Source organism: Streptomyces qinglanensis (assembly GCF_900111245.1).
In the GTDB taxonomy this organism is placed as follows: domain Bacteria; phylum Actinomycetota; class Actinomycetes; order Streptomycetales; family Streptomycetaceae; genus Streptomyces; species Streptomyces qinglanensis.
On sequence record NZ_FOGO01000020.1, the window covers coordinates 64,778 to 82,528 of the forward strand.

General features: G+C 71.5%; 14 protein-coding genes. 2 read left to right on the top strand and 12 right to left on the bottom strand.

The window, feature by feature from the left end; translation table 11 throughout:
- Positions 1–203: 203 nt before the first annotated feature.
- Positions 204–1,208, top strand: a complete 1,005-nt coding sequence (gene rarD / locus BMX65_RS29805; RefSeq protein ID WP_075003473.1) for an EamA family transporter RarD — start codon at positions 204–206, stop codon at positions 1,206–1,208.
- 622 nt (positions 1,209–1,830) lie between these two features.
- Here the strand turns inward: rarD and BMX65_RS29810 are convergent.
- From BMX65_RS29810 to BMX65_RS29825, 4 genes are all read right to left on the bottom strand, one after another.
- Complete coding sequence (locus BMX65_RS29810) at positions 1,831–2,718, bottom strand: ABC transporter permease (protein ID WP_075003474.1); 888 nt, start codon at positions 2,716–2,718, stop codon at positions 1,831–1,833.
- Positions 2,705–3,667, bottom strand: coding sequence for an ABC transporter ATP-binding protein (locus BMX65_RS29815; protein WP_075003475.1), 963 nt, complete (start codon positions 3,665–3,667; stop codon positions 2,705–2,707). The genes BMX65_RS29810 and BMX65_RS29815 overlap by 14 nt, the downstream gene beginning before the upstream one ends.
- Before the next feature lie 92 nt (positions 3,668–3,759).
- Entirely contained in the window at positions 3,760–4,980 is a 1,221-nt protein-coding gene (locus BMX65_RS29820; RefSeq protein ID WP_075003476.1) for a LolA family protein, read from the bottom strand.
- 317 nt (positions 4,981–5,297) lie between these two features.
- Positions 5,298–6,311 carry a polyprenyl synthetase family protein gene (locus tag BMX65_RS29825; protein WP_075003477.1) on the bottom strand — a complete coding sequence of 338 codons (1,014 nt, stop codon included), beginning with the start codon at positions 6,309–6,311 and terminating at the stop codon, positions 5,298–5,300.
- 383 nt (positions 6,312–6,694) lie between these two features.
- Between BMX65_RS29825 and fahA the strand changes: the two genes are divergently transcribed.
- The gene (gene fahA, locus BMX65_RS29830) at positions 6,695–7,918 is read left to right on the top strand and encodes a fumarylacetoacetase (protein WP_075003478.1); all 1,224 of its coding nucleotides are present in this window, start codon (positions 6,695–6,697) and stop codon (positions 7,916–7,918) included.
- Positions 7,919–7,977: 59 nt separating this feature from the next.
- Here fahA and recQ read toward each other — a convergent pair whose 3' ends face one another.
- From recQ to nuoI, 8 genes are all read right to left on the bottom strand, one after another.
- On the bottom strand, positions 7,978–9,882 hold the full coding sequence (gene recQ / locus BMX65_RS29835) for a DNA helicase RecQ (RefSeq protein WP_075003537.1): 1,905 nt from the start codon (positions 9,880–9,882) through the stop codon (positions 7,978–7,980).
- A 183-nt stretch (positions 9,883–10,065) separates the two neighbouring features.
- Positions 10,066–10,449 carry a cupin domain-containing protein gene (locus BMX65_RS29840; RefSeq protein WP_026004235.1) on the bottom strand — a complete coding sequence of 128 codons (384 nt, stop codon included), beginning with the start codon at positions 10,447–10,449 and terminating at the stop codon, positions 10,066–10,068.
- A gap of 172 nt (positions 10,450–10,621) precedes the next feature.
- The gene (nuoN, locus tag BMX65_RS29845; protein WP_075003538.1) at positions 10,622–12,301 is read right to left on the bottom strand and encodes an NADH-quinone oxidoreductase subunit NuoN; all 1,680 of its coding nucleotides are present in this window, start codon (positions 12,299–12,301) and stop codon (positions 10,622–10,624) included.
- Positions 12,302–12,306: 5 nt separating this feature from the next.
- Positions 12,307–13,965, bottom strand: a complete 1,659-nt coding sequence (locus BMX65_RS29850; RefSeq protein WP_075003479.1) for an NADH-quinone oxidoreductase subunit M — start codon at positions 13,963–13,965, stop codon at positions 12,307–12,309.
- A gap of 3 nt (positions 13,966–13,968) precedes the next feature.
- Complete coding sequence (nuoL, locus tag BMX65_RS29855) at positions 13,969–15,864, bottom strand: NADH-quinone oxidoreductase subunit L (protein WP_075003480.1); 1,896 nt, start codon at positions 15,862–15,864, stop codon at positions 13,969–13,971.
- 13 nt (positions 15,865–15,877) lie between these two features.
- Positions 15,878–16,177 (bottom strand): NADH-quinone oxidoreductase subunit NuoK, encoded by a 300-nt coding sequence (gene nuoK / locus BMX65_RS29860; RefSeq protein WP_019354175.1) that lies wholly within the window; start codon positions 16,175–16,177, stop codon positions 15,878–15,880.
- The gene (locus BMX65_RS29865; RefSeq protein WP_075003481.1) at positions 16,174–17,106 is read right to left on the bottom strand and encodes an NADH-quinone oxidoreductase subunit J; all 933 of its coding nucleotides are present in this window, start codon (positions 17,104–17,106) and stop codon (positions 16,174–16,176) included. The genes nuoK and BMX65_RS29865 overlap by 4 nt, the downstream gene beginning before the upstream one ends.
- Positions 17,103–17,729: an NADH-quinone oxidoreductase subunit NuoI gene (gene nuoI, locus BMX65_RS29870; RefSeq protein WP_239502202.1), complete on the bottom strand. Its 627-nt coding sequence runs from the start codon at positions 17,727–17,729 to the stop codon at positions 17,103–17,105. The genes BMX65_RS29865 and nuoI overlap by 4 nt, the downstream gene beginning before the upstream one ends.
- Positions 17,730–17,751: the final 22 nt, after the last annotated feature.

The following is a 17,751-nucleotide window of genomic DNA, read 5'->3' on the forward strand; positions in this document are numbered from 1 at the left end:
GCGTGGCGTTCGCTGCGCGCCTTCCGCTGCGTGGCGTGCCGACTGTTCGGACGGCGGCCCTTCCGCCGGGCCCGTATCGCGGCGCCGGCTCCGCGGAGTCCAGCGACAGGACCAAAGCGCGGAACGGGAATGACAAGACGGTCGGCTCCCGTTACCTTGCGGAGAGCTTGCACAACACATCCGGGCAGAAGGCAGGGAGGGTCATGCAGACACCGAGTACACAGCGCACGGGGCTGCTGTTCGGCTTCGCGGCGTACGGGATGTGGGGCCTGCTGCCCCTGTACTGGCACGCACTCTCCGACATCGGTGCGGGAGAAGTCCTCGCCCACCGCATGGTCTGGTCGCTGCCGACAGCACTGTTGATCCTGGCCCTGCTGCGCCGCTGGTCCTGGGTGACCGCGCTGGTGCGCCAGCCCAAGAAGCTGGGACTGGTGGTGCTGGCCTCCGCGGTGATCTCGCTCAACTGGGGACTGTTCATCTGGGCGGTCAGCACCGACAAGGTGCTCGAATCCTCCCTCGGCTACTTCATCAACCCGCTGGTCTCCATAGCCTTCGGCGTCCTGCTGCTGCGGGAGCGGCTGCGCCTCGCCCAATGGGCCGCCGTCGCCGTCGGTGCCGCGGCCGTCGTCGTGATGACCGTCGCCTACGGCAAGCTGCCCTGGCTCTCCCTCTGCCTGGCGTTCAGCTTCGCCACCTACGGGCTGATCAAGAAGCACGTCAAGCTCGACGGAGTGGCCGGCTTCAGCGCGGAGACCGCCGTGCAGTTCCTGCCGGCGCTGGGCTTCCTGCTCTACCTCGGCTCGCGCGGAGAATCGTCCTTCGCCACCGGCGGACTCGGCACCACGGTGCTGCTGGCCTTCGCCGGGGTGGCGACCGCGCTGCCGCTGATCTTCTTCGGCAGCGCGGCGGTGCGGCTGCCGCTCTCGACGATCGGGCTGCTGCAGTATCTGGCCCCCGCCTTCATGTTCCTGCTGGGCCTCACCGTCTTCGGCGAGGAGATGCCCCCCGAGCGGTGGGCCGGCTTCGGCCTGGTGTGGGTGGCGCTGACCATCCTCACCTGGGACGCGCTGCGCAACGCCCGGCGGGGGCGCGCCGAGCTGCGGGCTGCTGCGCTGCGGGCCCGTGAGGAGACCGCCGCCGCTGCGGCGGCGGCTGCCGCCGGTCCGAGCGGCGCCGGTACGCCCGTCGCGGGGGCTGCCGAGCGCTGACCCCGCGGTCGCTCGCCCCTCCTGGCCCGGCGCCCCCTTGCGGGGGCGCCGCCTCCTCCCCCCTTCGCTGGGTGCCCCCGTCCGTTGTTCGCCTCGGTGCGGCGCCGTTGTCGGGGGCTTCGCCCCCGAACCCCCGTTGTCCTCGCCGGACGGGCGTTGGGGCGGCTCCGCCCCCCAACAGCCCCCCGCTAGTGGGCTCCGCCCCCTAGGACCCCCAGCCGCACCCACGCAAACCCTTACGGACCTTGCTCCGGACCTTTCCTTCGGTCCGTCCGGTGCGGGAAAAGTCCTGATGCCGTCCCTCACAGCACAAGAACGCTCCCGCAGCCGAAAGGCCCCCGGCGGTTGCCGGATACGGGAGGGGGAGGGAGAAGTGTTGGTGCCTGGGGGTTTCTAAGGGGGCGGAGCCCCCTTAGCGGGGGGCCGTTGGGGGGCAGCGCCCCCCGACACGACCGCTCGGCGGCAGCCGAAGGACAACGGGGGCGTGCCCCCACGGAGCCGGGCCACCCGCGAAGGGGATAGCCGAAGGGGCCAGGGGGCGTGCCCCCCACAAGCACCGCACCCCGCGGAGGGGAACGGACCCCGCGAAGACGCCCCCCGCGAAGGGAGTCGCAGCGGGCCGTCAGGCTGTTACGTCGCGGCTGGTGAAGGCGGCCCACGCCGCCGAGCCGAAGACCGCCGTGTAGAGGGCCTGGAGGCCCAGGTTCTTCAGGATGTCGTCCCAGTAGACGGGGTCCCGCAGCAGATCGGCGAAGCTGAGCCAGTAGTGCGGGAACAGATACGGGTGGAACGCGTCCAGTTGCGGGATGGCGTTGAGGATCTGCACCGTGATCAGCAGCCCGACCGTGGTGGCCATCGCGGCGATGCCGCTGTTGGTGAGGGACGACACGAACAGGCCGAGGGCCGCCAGGCCGAGCAGGCCGGCGGCGACCAGCACGGCGATGGCCCCCGCACGCAGCAGTCCCTCCCCGAAGGAGACCGCGGTACCGGACAGCAGGGTGACCTCTCCGGTGGGGAAGAGCAGCGCCCCGGTCAGCAATGCGGCGACCGCCACCGTCAGTGTCGCCGCGAGGCAGAAGGCCACCACGGTGGTCAGCTTCGCCAGCAGCAGCCGGGTGCGGCCCGCCGGGGCGACCAGCAGGTAGCGCAAGGTGCCCGCGCCCGCCTCTCCGGCCACCGCGTCCCCGGCGACCACACCGACCGCCATCGGCAGGAAGAACGGCAGCGTGGCGGCGAGCGAGGTGAAGACCAGGAACAGCCCGTTGTTGGTCACCTGGGAGATGAAGGCAGGGCCCTCCCCGCCGCCGGACCCGATCGAGCCGCCGTCGCTGGTCTCGACCTTCACCGCGACCCCGACCAGCACCGGAACGGCCGCCAGCACGCCCAGCAGCGCCAGGGTGCGCCAGCGCCGGAAGGTGACCAGCAGTTCGCTGCGGAACAGGCCCAGCAGCCACAGCGGCGACACCCGCGGAGCGGACCGTGCGTCGTACACCGGTTCAGCCCGCGACATCGAAGCCCTCCCCGGTGAGTGAGACGAACACGTCCTCCAGCGACGCCTGCCGTACCCCGAAGGCCCGGACCCGTACTCCGGCCCGGACGAGGGCGGTGTTCAGCTCCGCGGGGTCGCCCGGCGGCGGATCGCCGCTCAGCTCCTCGCCCGCGGTGCTCAGGTCGGACACCCCGTGCTCCTTCAGCACCCGGGCGGCCTCACCCGGGTCCGGGGTGGTGACGGTCAGCCGGCCGCGGGCGCCTGCCGACATCTCCGCGACGGTCCCCTGGGTGACCAGTCGGCCGTGGTGCATGACGGCCGTGTGGGTGCAGACCTGTTCGATCTCGTCCAGCAGGTGGGAGGAGAGGAAGACCGTGCTGCCGTCCTCCGCCAACTCCCGGACCAGCGAGCGGATCTCCCGCATGCCCTGCGGGTCGAGGCCGTTGGTCGGCTCGTCCAGGACGAGCAGCTCGCGCGGCTGCAGCAGGGCGGCGGCCAGGCCCAGGCGCTGCTTCATGCCCAGTGAGTAGGCCCGCGCCTTCTTGGCGGCGGCCCCCGAGAGGCCCACCCGTTCCAGGGCCCGGTCCACCCTGGCCGCGCGAGTGCGCGGGTCGGCGGTGGGGTCGGCGGCGTCGTACCGCAGCAGGTTCGCCCGTCCGGAGAGGAAGCCGTAGAGCGCGGGCCCCTCGATGAGGGCGCCCACCCGGGGCAGCACCCGGCGTCCGGAGCCGGGCATCGGTTCGCCGAGCAGGTGCGCGGCACCGCCGGTGGGCTGGATGAGGCCGAGCAGCATCCGGATGGTGGTGGTCTTGCCCGAGCCGTTGGGGCCGAGGAAGCCGAAGACGCTGCCGCGCGGGACGGACAGGTCGAGCGCGTCGACGGCGAGCTGACCACCCCGGTAGCGCTTGGTGAGTCCCTGGGTAGCAATCACCGCACCGGTGTCCCCCGCCACGGCGGTCCGCTCGGCCATCCGTGCCCTGCCCTTCCTCGTCGTGCCGCCGGTGGTTCAGCGGGTGCCGGTCGCACCGGTGGTTCACCGGTGCGACCGGCACCTCGGAGCCGCTACTCGGCGCCCACGTGCTCGTCGGCGGCCTTGACCAGACCTTCCTTGGTGACGGCACCGACGTAGACCTGGCCGTCCTCGGTCATCAGGGCGTTCACCAGCCGGGTGCTGAAGACCCGTCCGGTACCGAAGTCGCCCTTCACCTTGTCGGTGAAGTTGTCCAGCAGCTCGTCGGCGCGCTTGTCACCGCCCGACTTCCCGCCACCCGGCCCACCGGGCATCCCGCTGTCGAACGTGGCGACCGTGCTCCAGTCGCCCGCCGACCCGCCCAGGAGCTCCAGACCGGAGAGTCCGCCGGGGCCCTTGGGGGCCCGCCGGTCGCCGTCCGGCTTCGCCTCGGTGACCTTGGCGTCCTTGGGCGGCCGGAACGTGAAACTGCTCGCGTCCGGCTTCCCGAAGTCCACCTTGGTGTAGGCCACGTCGATCGCCGGATCGCCGCCCTTCTTCGGGTCGACGGTGAACCTGAGCGGCAGCCCCTTGTCCGCGTCCACCGCTATGCGGACCGACTCGATCGTGGAGTCGTTCGCTCCCTTGGGTTTGACGACCAGTTGGTAGGCGTCCCGCCCGGCGACCTTCGCCGTCCCGTCGACGGCCACGGACGTGGACGAGTCGAGGTCCTTCAAGAGCTGCTTCGCGGCCTTCTGCGGGGTTACCGCGTCCGGGCCTGCCGGCCCGTCGTGCTTCCCCGCATGCCCGGCGCCCTCGGGTGCCTCGGCGTGCCAGGCCGCGTTGCTGCCGCTGTCGTAGGCCCACAGGTCGCGTCCGCTGTGGACGAGGCTGTACTCGGCGGCGTCCTCCATGATCGAGACGCGCTGCTTGTCGGGGCCGTCGGCGGCGAAGCGCAGGAGATGCTCCCCCGAGGCCAGCTCGGACAGCTTCTTCCCGGGTGAGGCGTCCGGCTGCGCGGCCTTGCCCTCCACGCCGTCCCCGCCCTCGCCGGCACCGCCGCCGAAGCCGCCGTTCCCGCCGCCGCTGCCACCGGGCAGCGAGGGCAGGCCGAGATCGGTCTTCACCCGGACGGTGCCGGAGAGCTGGTCGACATCGGACGCGGCCACCTTGGCGACCAGTTCCTCCGCCGTGATCTCCGGCAGATCGGGATCGCCGGAGCTGGCGAGCGCAGGTACCAGGCCGACGGTCGCGGCGGCGACCCCGGCGACGGCGACCGGTACGGCGTACCGCGCCGCCCTGCGCCGGGGCTTCCTCGGTTGGATCTGTGCCATCTGTCTGTCCTACCTCCGTGTCGGCGGCGGCTCCGTAGGTCGCACTCGTCCACCCCTTGCCGCCATTCTCACCCGAATCGGTGCGGGGTGGTGCTTCCATGGCACCAAATCCTGCGCTCTGCCGCGTCAGCCGTCGGAGGCACATTCCACTACTCCCCCGGGATGACCGTGCTCCGCCTCCGGGTTGGTACCGCACGGGACCGACTCGGGGTCGCGTGCGGGCCGATGCCCGGAATCCCGCGGTCACGGGCCCGCGAACCGGGGTCCTCCGGTGCCGAGCAGACCGGTGACCCGGGCGGGCCGCCCGGCGCGCAAGGTCAGCCCGCTCGGTCCACCACCGCCGTGCACAGCCCGGACAGGGCGGCCTTGGCGGCGTTGTCGGGCAGCGGGGCGAGCATCTCGCGGGCCTCGTCGGCGTACCGGACGGTCGCCCGGCGGGCCTGCTCCAGCGCGGGGTGGACGCGCAGCGCGGCCAGTGCCTCGGCGAGGCGCCCGTCGTCACCGAGGTCGCCGTCGAGCAGCGAGCACAGTTCGCGGTCCTCGCGGGTCCCGTCCGGGCTCGCCGCACGCGCGCGCAGGTACAGCACCGGCAGGGTGGGGATGCCCTCCCGCAGATCGGTGCCGGGGGTCTTGCCGGACTCGTGCTCGTCGCTGGCGATGTCGAGGACGTCGTCGGCGAGCTGGAAGGCGACGCCGACCCGCTCCCCGTACTGGGTGAGCACCGAGACGGTCCGCTCGTCGGCACCGGACATCATGGCGCCGAAGCGCCCGGCGACGGCGATCAGCGAACCGGTCTTGCCCGCGATCACCTCGAGGTAGTGGTCGATGGCGTCGTGGCCGTCGGCGGGCCCCGCGGTCTCCATGATCTGGCCGGTGACGAGCCGTTCGAACGCCTGGGCCTGGACCCGGACGGCCTCGGGGCCGAGGTCGGCCAGTATGTGCGAGGCGCGGGAGAAGAGGAAGTCACCGGTCAGGACGGCGACGGAGTTGTCCCAGTTGGCGTTGGCACTGGGCACCCCGCGCCGCACGTCGGCCTCGTCCATCACGTCGTCGTGGTAGAGCGTGGCGAGGTGGGTCAGCTCGACGACGACGGCGGCGGGCACCACCCCGGGCGCATGCGGATCGCCGAACTGGGCCCCCAGCATGACCAGCAGTGGCCGGAAGCGCTTGCCACCGGCCCGCACAAGGTGCTGCGCCGCTTCCGTTATGAAGGGGACGTCGCTCTTGGTGGCCTCCATGAGGCCCTCATCGACGGCCGCCAACCCGGCCAGGACGTCTGCTTCGACAGCCTGGTCCCGCACGCTCAGCCCGAAGGGCCCGACGACGGTCACGAGGGGTACTCCTGTCTGCGTACGCGGAACGAACGGGTCCGGATCGTGCGGCACCGGTCGGCGCCGTCTCCGGCAGGTGGCTGCACCCGCCCGGCGTTCCCGGTGCTGCGGTCTTCCTGGTGTGCGGTGTTCTTCAGGTCTTCTCGGCCGGATACCCCTGTCGGCCAGGGGGACCCTCCCGTGGCAGCGTAGCCGGTCACATAACGATCACGGTCGGCGCCTGCCCCGCGGAACACGCCTGACGCGCCATGCCGGTATATACCGGATCAGGGGCACGGCCCGCATCAGGCGCGTTCCGCGCGGGACGCCCCGGCGCGATCGGGCCGGTCTTTCGCGGAAACGGGTAGGGCCAGGGCAGGCACCCGACACATAGCCTGACCCCCATGAGTGACAGTGCCCTTTTCGGCCCGGACAACCTTCCGTACGGCCTCTTCAGCACCCCGGACCGGCCCGGCCACCGCCGGATCGGCGTCCGGTTCGGCGACGACGTGCTCGACCTGGGCGCCGCGGCCGCCGCGTTCGGCTCCCCCCACGCCGACGTGCTGCGAGCGCCCTCGCTCAACCCCCTGCTGGCGCTGGGCCGGCCCGGGTGGCAGGAGGTGCGGTCGCGGCTGCGCGCATGGCTGACCGACGACGCGCACCGCGAGACCGCGGCCCGCCATCTGCTGCCGCTCGCGGAGGTGCGGCTCCACCTGCCGTTCGAGGTCGCCGACTACGTCGACTTCTACGCCAGCGAACACCACGCCACCAACGTCGGCCGGATCTTCCGCCCCGACGGCGACGCCCTCACCCCCAACTGGAAGCATCTGCCCATCGGTTACCACGGGCGCGCCGGGACGGTCGTCGTCTCCGGCACACCGGTGGTGCGCCCGCAGGGCCAGCGCAAGCCCCCGAACGAGCCGCTGCCCGTCTTCGGCCCCTCGCGGCGGCTGGACATCGAGGCGGAGGTCGGCTTCGTCGTCGGCGCCCCGAGCCCGCTGGGCGCCCCGGTGGGGATGGCGGGGTTCCGCGACCACGTGTTCGGTGTGACGCTGCTGAACGACTGGTCCGCACGTGACCTGCAGGCGTGGGAGTACGTACCGCTGGGCCCCTTCCTGGGCAAGTCGTTCGCCACCTCCGTCTCGCCGTGGATCACCCCGCTGGACGCGCTGGACGCCGCACGGGTGGCACCCCCGCGGCGCGACGCCCCGCTGCTGCCATACCTTGACGACGGGGCCGACGGGGCCGACGGCATCGAGCCGGGCGGGTTCGATCTGCGGATCACCGTGCGGCTCAACGGCCACGTGATCGCCGAGCCGCCGTTCTCCACCATGTACTGGACCGCGGCGCAGCAGCTCGCACACATGACGGTGAACGGGGCCTCGCTGCGGACCGGCGATCTGTACGCTTCCGGCACCGTGAGCGGCCCGGAGCCCGCGCAGCGCGGCTCCCTGCTGGAGCTCACCTGGGGCGGGCGCGAGCCGCTGGAGCTGCCCGACGGGAAGCGGGCCTTCCTGGAGGACGGCGACGAGGTGGTGCTCACCGCCTGGGCCCCCGGCCCGGAGGGCACCCGCGTCGGCCTGGGCGAGGTCCGCGGGCGGGTGGAGCCCGCCGCCGGCGCCGCCTGAGGCGCCCGGCACCCGCGTCCGGCACCCGTGCCGGACGCGGCGGGCGGCCGCCCGGGCCCTCACTCCGGGGGTCCACCCGCCAGTGCCGCCAGCACCCCTTCCCCGTACGTCGCCAGCTTCTTCTCCCCGACACCGGTGATCTCGCCGAGTTCGCCCAGGGTTCCGGGACGCCGCACCGCGATCTCGCGCAGGGTCGCGTCGTGGAAGACCACGTAGGCGGGAACGCCCTGCTCCCGCGCCTGCTCGGCCCGCCAGCCGCGGAGGGTCTCGAACAGCGGTACGGCCTCCTCGGGCAGCTCGGCGGCCACCGCCGCCCTGCCGGAGGAGCCGCCGCCCGACCGGCTCCCGGCGGACCCGGCCGCGCGGGACCGGGCCGGAGCCGGGTCCTTGCGCATCCGCACCTCCCGCTCGGCGCGCAGCACGGTGGCGCTCGCGTCGGTGAGCACCAGCGTGCCGTGCTCGCCCTCGATCTCCAGCAGGCCCTGGGCGATCAACTGCCGGATGACGCTGCGCCACTCGCCCTCGGCCAGTTCGGTCCCGATGCCGAAGACCGACAGCCCGTCGTGGTCGAACTGGATGACCTTGGCCGTCCTGCGGCCCAGCAGGATGTCCACGAGCTGGCCGGAGCCGAACTTCTGGCCGCGCTCCCGCTTGAGCCGGACGACGGTGGAGAGCACCTTCTGCGCGGGTACCGTGCCGTCCCACGACTCGGGCGGGGACAGGCAGGTGTCGCAGTTGCCGCAGGAGAGCTCGGCGGCGCCCTCGGCCGGCTCCTGGCCGAAGTAGGCGAGGAGCTGACCGCGCCGGCAGCGGACCGTCTCGCACAGCGAGAGCATCGCGTCCAGATGCGACCGCGCCCGGCGCTGGAAGGCCGGATCACCCTCGCCGCTCTCGATCAGCTTGCGCTGCTGGACGACGTCCTGGAGGCCGTAGGCGAGCCAGGCGTGCGAGGGCTGACCGTCGCGCCCGGCCCGGCCCGTCTCCTGGTAGTAGCCCTCGACCGACTTGGGCAGATCAAGGTGCGCGACGAACCGCACGTCGGGCTTGTCGATCCCCATGCCGAAGGCGATCGTGGCCACCACGACCAGTCCGTCCTCCCGCAGGAAGCGGGCCTGGTGCGCGGCGCGGGTGCCCGCGTCCAGCCCGGCGTGGTAGGGAACCGCCTCGACGCCGTTCGCGCACAGGAACTCGGCAGTGCGCTCGACCGCGTTCCGCGACAGGCAGTAGACGATGCCCGCGTCGCCTTCGTGCTCCTCCTTGAGGAAGCGCAGGAGCTGCTTCCTGGGGTCGCGCTTGGGAACGATGCGGTACTGGATGTTGGGCCGGTCGAAGCTGGCGACGAAGTCGCGCGCCGCGGGAAGCCCGAGCCGCTGGACGATCTCCTGGTGGGTGGCGCGGGTGGCGGTGGCGGTCAGCGCGATGCGCGGCACGTCGGGCCAGCGCTCACCGAGCATCGACAGATTCAGATAGTCGGGCCGGAAGTCGTGACCCCATTGGGCGACGCAGTGCGCTTCGTCGATCGCGAAGACCGACACCTCGGCGCGCTCCAGCAGCGCCGTCGTGGTCTCCAGCCGCAGCCGCTCGGGGGCGATGTAGAGCAGGTCGAGCTCACCTGCCAGAAACTCGGCCTCCACCACCCGGCGCTGGTCGAGGTCGAGCGTGGAGTTGAGGAACCCGGCGCGGACGCCCAGCGCCTTCAGCGCGTCCACCTGGTCCTGCATCAGGGCGATGAGCGGCGAGATCACCACACCCGTACCCCGTCTGACCAGGGCCGGGATCTGGTAGCACAGGGACTTGCCGCCGCCGGTCGGCATCAGCACCACCGCGTCGCCACCCGCGACGACGTGGTCGATGACGGCTTCCTGCTGTCCGCGGAAGGCGTCGTAGCCGAAGACCTTGCGCAGCACCCGCAGCGCTGCCGTCTCGGACGTCCCACCCGGCCTCTCGGCACTCTCCTGAAGCATGCCCGCCACGATAAGCCGGACGGCTGACATCCGGTGCCGACTCCGGGAGAGAGCCCCTGCGCGTGATTGTCGTGCTCACGCAAAAAGGTCGACGGCTCCGCCCCGGACACCGGGCGCTCCGGGCGCCGCGCCCGTGCTCCGGCGGCCCCGGACCGCGCGGAGCACCCCCGAGGGACCGTCTCCTCAGGGATCGCGCGGCGAGAGCAGATGCACCGACTCCTGCTCGCGGGGATCGGTACGGGCCACCACCACGGTCACCGGCTCCTCGCCCGTGACCGGCATGTGCGGCATGTTGGCGGGCACGTAGACCATGTCACCCGGATGGAGGGTGTCGCGGTGCGAGAGGTCCTCCCCGTGCCAGATCTCGTGCGCACCGCTGACGACGTATATGGCCGACTCGTGACCGGCGTGCAGATGGGGCTCCCCGCGGGAGTTGGCCGGGATGTGCAGGACGTGCAGACACAGTCCCTTGGCCCCCACCGATTCGGCCGACACCCCCTCGGTGAAGACGCCGCCCTGCTTCCCCTCGTAACCGCCGTTCTCCCGGCGGAGAATCACACAACCCATGACTGGAATTCCTACCGTTTCAGCGCGCTTGTTGTCACCGACAACCCCACAAGAAGCCGCCAGAGGCCCGGTCGCGGGTCTCTGGCGGCATCTCCCCGGTCGGCTCCTAGGACCGGCGGCTACGTCGTGGAACAGCGGGCCGTACGGGGCCGCCGCGCGGTCGCTCCCCGCGTCACCGCACGAACACCCCCGCCTGCCCCGCCAGATCCAGGAAGTACTGCGGCGCCACGCCCAGCACCACCGTGACCACGACACCGAGTGCGATCGCCGAGGTCGTCATGGCACTCGGCACCGCCACACTCGGCCCGTCGGCCCGCGGCTCGCTGAAGAACATCAGCACGATGACCCGCAGATAGAAGAAGGCCGCGATGGCCGAGGCGATCACACCGACCACGACCAGCGCACCCGCGCCCCCCTCGGCCGCCGCCTTGAACACCGCGAACTTCCCCGCGAACCCGGAGGTGAGCGGAATGCCCGCGAACGCCAGCAGGAAGACCGCGAAGACCGCGGCCAGCAGCGGGGAGCGCCGCCCCAGCCCCGCCCACTTGGACAGGTGCGTCGCCTCGCCACCCGCGTCCCGCACCAGCGTGACCACCGCGAAGGCGCCCAGCGTCACGAAGGAGTAGGCGGCCAGGTAGAACAGCACCGAGGAGATGCCGTCCTCCGAGGTGGCGATGACGCCGGCCAGCAGGAAGCCCGCGTGCGCGATCGAGGAGTAGGCCAGCAGCCGCTTGATGTCCGTCTGGGTGATGGCGACCACGGCACCGCCGAGCATGGTCAGGATCGCCACGCCCCACATCACCGGCCGCCAGTCCCAGCGCAGCCCCGGCAGCACCACGTACAGCAGCCGCAGCAGCGCGCCGAACGCCGCCACCTTGGTGGCCGCCGCCATGAAACCGGTCACCGGCGTCGGCGCGCCCTGGTACACGTCCGGGGTCCACATGTGGAAGGGAACGGCACCGACCTTGAACAGCAGGCCCATCACCACCAGCGCACTGCCGATCAGCAGCAGCGCGTCGTTGCCCGTGGTGTCGGCCAGCACCGGGTCGGTGACCGCGTCGGTCCCGGCCACCACGCGGGCGATGGAGGAGTAGTTGACGGTGCCCGCGTACCCGTACAGCAGCGCGGTGCCGAACAGCAGGAACGCCGAGGAGAACGCACCCAGCAGGAAGTACTTGACCGCCGCCTCCTGGGACAGCAGCCGCCTGCGGCGGGCCAGCGCGCACAGCAGGTACAGCGGGAGGGAGAAGACCTCCAGCGCGATGAAGAGGGTCAGCAGATCGTTCGCCGCCGGGAACAGCAGCATGCCGCCGACCGCGAACATCAGCAGCGGGAAGACCTCGGTGGTCGTCCAGCCCGCCTTGACCGCCTGCTGCTCCCCCTCACCGCCGGGCACCGAGGCGGGCTGCGCCGCGAAGGAGTCCACCCGGCTGCCGTGCGCGGCCGGCTCCAGCCTGCGCTCGGCGAAGGTGAAGACACCCACGATCCCGACCAGGAGCAGCGTGCCCTGCAGGAAGAGCGCAGGGCCGTCGACGGCCAGCGCGCCCATCCCGGCGATCTGCGCCTTCGTGGTGGCCGCACCGCTCGCCGCCAGCCCGATGACGGCGGCGAACGCGGCGGCCAGTCCGGCCAGCGCGACGAACAACTGGGCGCTGTAGCGGGCCCGGCGCGGCGCGAACGCGTCGATCAGGACGCCGAGGGCGGCCGCGCCCAGGACGATCAGCACCGGGGAGAGCTTGCCGTACTCGATGCTCGGGGCCTGCAGCGTGTCGCCCGCGCCCGCCGCGACCGTCCACAGGCTGGGGACACCGGACGCCGCGGACGCACCGCCCGCCGACGCCGCGTCTGTCATACCGATCACTCGTGGTCACCTCCGCCGTGTCCGGCCGGCTTGTAGTCGAACCACGCCGAGGGATCAGTGTGGTCGGCCACGGGATGCTGCGGCTCGGGGTCCTTCTTCTGTACATCCGAGAGGGTGTGCTCCACCGCGGGGTTGACGATCTCGGTGAGCGGTTTGGGGAAGACACCGAGGAAGAGCAGCAGCGCGACCAGCGGCGCCACCACGGCCAGCTCCCGCACCTTCAGGTCCGGCATCTTCTCGATCTCGGGTTTGCGCACCGGGCCGGTCATGGTGCGCTGGTAGAGCACCAGCACGTACAGCGCGGCCAGGACGATGCCCGCGGTGGCGACGATCCCCGCCACCGGGTAGCGGCTGAAGGTGCCCACCAGGACCAGGAACTCGCTGACGAACGGCGCCAGACCGGGCAGCGAGAGCGTCGCCAGCCCGCCCACCAGGAAGGTGCCGGCCAGCACCGGAGCGACCTTCTGCACTCCGCCGTAGTCCGCGATCAGGCGCGAGCCGCGGCGCGAGATGAGGAACCCGGCGACCAGCATCAGCGCGGCCGTCGAGATGCCGTGGAAGACCATGTAGAGCGTGGCGCCGCCCTGGCCCTGGCTGGTCATCGCGAAGACGCCCAGAATGATGAAGCCGAAGTGCGAGATGGAGGCGTAGGCGATCAGCCGCTTCATGTCCCGCTGTCCGACCGCCAGCAGCGCCCCGTACAGCACACTCACCAGCGCCAGGCCGAGCACCACCGGGGTGGCCCACTCGCTGGCGTTCGGGAACAGGCCCAGGCAGAAACGGAGCATCGCGAAGGTGCCGACCTTGTCGACGACGGCGGTGATGAGCACCGCGACCGGGGCCGTGGCCTCGCCCATCGCGTTCGGCAGCCAGGTGTGCAGCGGCCACAGCGGGGCCTTGATGGCGAACGCCGCGAAGAAGCCGAGGAACAGCAGCCGCTCGGTCGTCGTCGAGATCGTCAGATCGCCGCTGGCCCGCGCCTTCAGCAGTTCCGGCAGCGAGAAGGTGCCCTCGCCCAGGCTGTCCGCGCTGACGACGAACAGCCCGATGACGGCGGCCAGCATCACCAGCCCGCCCGCCAGGTTGTAGAGCAGGAACTTCACCGCCGCGTACGAGCGCTGCTTGGCGCCCTCCTCCTCACCGGCCGCGTGTGCCCGGTCCCCGAAGCCGCCGATGAGGAAGTACATCGGGATGAGCATCGCTTCGAAGAAGATGTAGAAGAGGAAGACGTCGGTGGCCGCGAACGAGACCAGCACCATCGCCTCGACGGCGAGGATCAGCGCGAAGAAGCCCTGAGTGGGCCGCCAGCGGCTGTTCTCCCGCTCCTCGACCTGGTCGGCGTCGTGCCAGCCGGCGCCGATGACGAACGGGACCAGCAGCGCCGTCAGCGCCATCAGCGCGGCGCCGATCCCGTCGACGCCCAGTTCGTAGCGGACCCCGAAGTCGGAGATCCAGGCGTGCGACTCGGTCAGTTGGTAGCGGGCGCCGCCCGGGTCGAAGCGGGCCAGCACCACGCCCGAGAGCACCAGCGTGGCCAGCGAGACGGCCAGCGCCAGCCACTTGGCGGCGGTGCGCCGGGCCGCCGGAACGGCCGCCGTGGCGACGGCCCCGACGGCGGGCAGCGCTGCCGTGACCGTCAGCAGGGGAAATGACATAACTCAGACCGCCCTCATCAGCAGGGTCGCGGCGATCAGCACAGCCGCGCCGCCGAACATCGAGACCGCGTAGGAGCGGGCGAACCCGTTCTGGAGCCGCCGCAGCCGTCCGGAGAGACCGCCGAAGCCGGCGGCCGTGCCGTTGACGGCGCCGTCGACGACCTTGTTGTCGACGTAGACCAGGCTGCGGGTCAGATGCGTACCGCCGCTGACCAGCACCACGTGGTTGAAGTCGTCCTGCAGCAGGTCCCGGCGGGCCGCACGGGTGAGCAGGCTGCCGCGCGGGGCGACCGCGGGGACCGGCTTGCGCCCGTACTGGAACCAGGCCACGCCCACGCCCAGGACGAGCGAGACGATCGTCGAGGCCGTCACCGCGGTGGCCGAGACCGGGGAGTGCCCGTGCTCGAACGCCGTCACCGGCTCCAGCCAGTCCACGAACGTGTCGCCCGCCTTGAAGAGACCGCCCGCGAAGACGGAGCCGAAGGCCAGCACGATCATCGGGATCGTCATGATCTTCGGGGACTCGTGCGGGTGCGGCTCGCGGCCCTCGGCGTCCGGCTGCCAGCGCTTCTCGCCGAAGAAGGTCATCAGCATCACGCGCGTCATGTAGTACGCGGTGAGCGCCGCGCCCAGCAGGGTGACCGCGCCCAGGATCCAGCCCTCGGTGCCGCCCTTGCCGAACGCGGCCTCGATGATCTGGTCCTTGGAGAAGAACCCGGACAGGCCCGGGAAGCCGATGATGGCCAGATAGCCCAGCCCGAACGTCACGAAGGTGACCGGCATGTGCGTGCGCAGTCCGCCGTAGCGCCGCATGTCGACCTCGTCGTTCATGCCGTGCATCACCGAACCGGCCCCGAGGAACAGCCCGGCCTTGAAGAAGCCGTGGGTGACCAGGTGCATGATGGCGAACGCGTAGCCGATCGGCCCCAGCCCGGCGGCCAGGATCATGTAGCCGATCTGCGACATGGTCGAGCCGGCCAGCGCCTTCTTGATGTCGTCCTTCGCGCAACCGACGATCGCACCGAAGAGCAGCGTGACGCCGCCGACGACGACCACCACGAGTTGCGCGTCCGGGGCGCCGTTGAAGATCGCGCCGGACCGGGTGATCAGGTAGACGCCGGCGGTCACCATCGTCGCCGCGTGGATGAGCGCCGAGACCGGGGTCGGGCCCTCCATCGCGTCGCCCAGCCAGGACTGGAGCGGCACCTGCGCGGACTTGCCGCAGGCCGCCAGCAGCAGCATCAGCCCGATCGCGGTGAGCGTGCCCTCGCCCGCCTCCCCGGTGGAGGAGAGGACCGGCGCGAAGGCGAAGCTGCCGAAGGTGGTGAACATCAGGAAGATCGCGACGGCCAGCCCGGCGTCACCGACCCGGTTGACCAGGAACGCCTTCTTCGCCGCGGTGGCCGCGCTCGGCTTGTGCTGCCAGAACCCGATCAGCAGATACGAGGCGAGCCCCACACCCTCCCAGCCGACGTACAGCAGCAGGAAGTTGTCGGCCAGCACGAGCAGCAGCATCGCCGCCAGGAACAGGTTGAGGTAGCCGAAGAAGCGCCGCCGCCCCGGGTCGTGCTCCATGTAGCCGACCGAGTAGATGTGGATGAGCGTGCCCACGCCGGTGATCAGCAGGACGAACGTCATCGACAACTGGTCGAGCTGGAAGGCCACATCGGCCTGGAAGCCCTCCACCGGCACCCAGGAGAACAGCTTGCTGTGCATGGCCCGGTCCTCGGCGTCCTTCCCCAGCATGGAGAGGAACAGCGCCGCGCCGATCGCGAAGGAGGCGGCGGACAGCAGTGTGCCCAGCCAGTGCCCTCCGCGGTCCAGGCGCCGCCCGCCGCACAGCAGCACGGCGGCGCCGAGCAGGGGCACCCCGACGAGCAGTCCGATCATTGACTCCACTGGTTCGTACCCCTTACAGCTTCATGAGGCTGGCGTCGTCGACCGAGGCCGAGTGGCGGGCGCGGTAGAGCATGACGATGATCGCCAGGCCGACCACGACCTCGGCGGCGGCGACGACCATGACGAAGAACGCCATGATCTGGCCGTCGAGGTTGCCGTGCATCCGGGAGAAGGCGACCAGCGTGAGGTTGGCGGCGTTCAGCATCAGTTCGATGCACATGAACACCACGATGGCGTTGCGCCGGATGAGGACTCCGGCGGCGCCGATGGTGAACAGCAGCGCCGCGAGATAGACGTAGTTGATCGGGCTCACTTGGCGGCCTCCTCGCGCTCGGTCCCGGCCGCGTCCTCGGGCTCGGACGGCTGCCCGTTCCGGGCGGCTTCCTCCTCGCCCGCCGTCTCCCGTTCCAGGGCGCGCTCGCCCGGGTCCTTGGGGCCGGGGTAGGTGGGGCGGCCCTGGTACTCGGCGGTGCGCTGCTCGATGGCGGCGAGCCGGGCCAACTGCTCGGAGCTGACCTCGCGGATCTGACCGCGGCTGCGCAGGGTGGGGCTGACGCTGAGCTCGGCGGGCGAGCCGTCGGGCAGCAGCGCGGGGCGGTCGACCGCGTTGTGCCGGGCGTACACACCGGGCGCGGGCAGCGGCGGCAGTTGGGTGCCGCCGCGCACCCGCTCGATGGCCTGCTCGCGCTGGGACTTGTTCTTCTCCACGCGCTCCCGGTGGGTGAGCAGCGTGGCACCGACCGCGGCGACGGTCAGCAGCGCCCCGACGACCTCGAAGGCGACCACGTACTTGGTGAACAGCAGCGAGGCCAGCGCCGGGACGTTGCCCTGCGCGTTCGCCGCCGCCAGGCCGTTGAAGCCGCCGACCGAGACCTGCCCGATCCCGACGATCAGCAGCGTGCCGAGCCCCAGTCCGCAGAGGGCCGCCATCCAGCGCTGGCCCTTGAGCGTCTCCTTGAGGGAGTCGGCGGCGCTGACGCCGACGAGCATCAGGACGAACAGGAACAGCATCATGACCGCGCCGGTGTAGACGACGATCTGCACGACACCCAGGAAATAGGCGCCGTTGGCGAGGTAGAACAGCGCCAGAATGATCATGGTGCCGGCCAGGCAGAGCGCACTGTGCACGGCCCGGCGCAGCAGCACGGTGCCGAGTCCCCCCAGCACGGCGACCGTGCCCAGCACCCAGAACTGGACGGCCTCGCCGGTGGAGGTGGCGGCGGTGGCGGCGAGCGCGGTCATCGTTCGCCCTCCCCGCTGGCGGTCACGGTGCCGCCGGTCTGCTCGCCGAGCGGCGCCGCGTCGAAGGTGGCGTCCCCGGCGGCGGCCGGTTCGTCGGCCCCGAAGGTGTCGGCGGACTCCTGCGGCACCCCGGTGTCGGTGACGGTCTGCCGCACGGTCCCGGGCGCCGCCTCGGTGACCAGTCCGCGGTAGTAGTCCTTCTCCGTCGTGCCGGGGTGGATGGCGTGCGGCGAGTCGACCATGCCGTCCTCCAGACCGGCGAGCAGCTCCTCCTTGGTGTAGATGAGGGACTCGCGGCTGTCGTCGGCCAGTTCGTACTCGTTCGTCATGGTCAGCGCCCGGGTGGGGCACGCCTCGACGCACAGGCCGCACAGGATGCAGCGCAGATAGTTGATCTGGTAGACGCGGCCGTAGCGCTCACCGGGCGAGTAGCGCTCCTCGTCGGTGTTGTCGGCCCCCTCGACGTAGATCGCGTCGGCGGGACAGGCCCAGGCGCACAGTTCGCAGCCGACGCACTTCTCCAGCCCGTCCGGATGCCGGTTGAGCTGGTGGCGGCCGTGGAAGCGGGGCGCCGTGGGCTTCTTGTACTCGGGGTACTGCTCGGTCAGCCGCTTCTTGAACATGTCCGTGAAGGTCACGCCGAAG

Excerpts from the sequence above, each read along its gene's own strand:
- BMX65_RS29865 (WP_075003481.1), bottom strand. The coding sequence starts at position 17,106 with ATGACCGCGCTCGCCGCCACCGCCGCCACCTCCACCGGCGAGGCCGTC.
- BMX65_RS29810 (WP_075003474.1), bottom strand. The coding sequence starts at position 2,718 with ATGTCGCGGGCTGAACCGGTGTACGACGCACGGTCCGCTCCGCGGGTG.
- BMX65_RS29820 (WP_075003476.1), bottom strand. The coding sequence starts at position 4,980 with ATGGCACAGATCCAACCGAGGAAGCCCCGGCGCAGGGCGGCGCGGTAC.
- nuoI (WP_239502202.1), bottom strand. The coding sequence starts at position 17,729 with ATGTTCAAGAAGCGGCTGACCGAGCAGTACCCCGAGTACAAGAAGCCC.
- recQ (WP_075003537.1), bottom strand. The coding sequence starts at position 9,882 with ATGCTTCAGGAGAGTGCCGAGAGGCCGGGTGGGACGTCCGAGACGGCA.
- nuoN (WP_075003538.1), bottom strand. The coding sequence starts at position 12,301 with ATGACAGACGCGGCGTCGGCGGGCGGTGCGTCCGCGGCGTCCGGTGTC.
- fahA (WP_075003478.1), top strand. The coding sequence starts at position 6,695 with ATGAGTGACAGTGCCCTTTTCGGCCCGGACAACCTTCCGTACGGCCTC.
- BMX65_RS29840 (WP_026004235.1), bottom strand. The coding sequence starts at position 10,449 with ATGGGTTGTGTGATTCTCCGCCGGGAGAACGGCGGTTACGAGGGGAAG.
- BMX65_RS29850 (WP_075003479.1), bottom strand. The coding sequence starts at position 13,965 with ATGTCATTTCCCCTGCTGACGGTCACGGCAGCGCTGCCCGCCGTCGGG.
- BMX65_RS29815 (WP_075003475.1), bottom strand. The coding sequence starts at position 3,667 with ATGGCCGAGCGGACCGCCGTGGCGGGGGACACCGGTGCGGTGATTGCT.
- rarD (WP_075003473.1), top strand. The coding sequence starts at position 204 with ATGCAGACACCGAGTACACAGCGCACGGGGCTGCTGTTCGGCTTCGCG.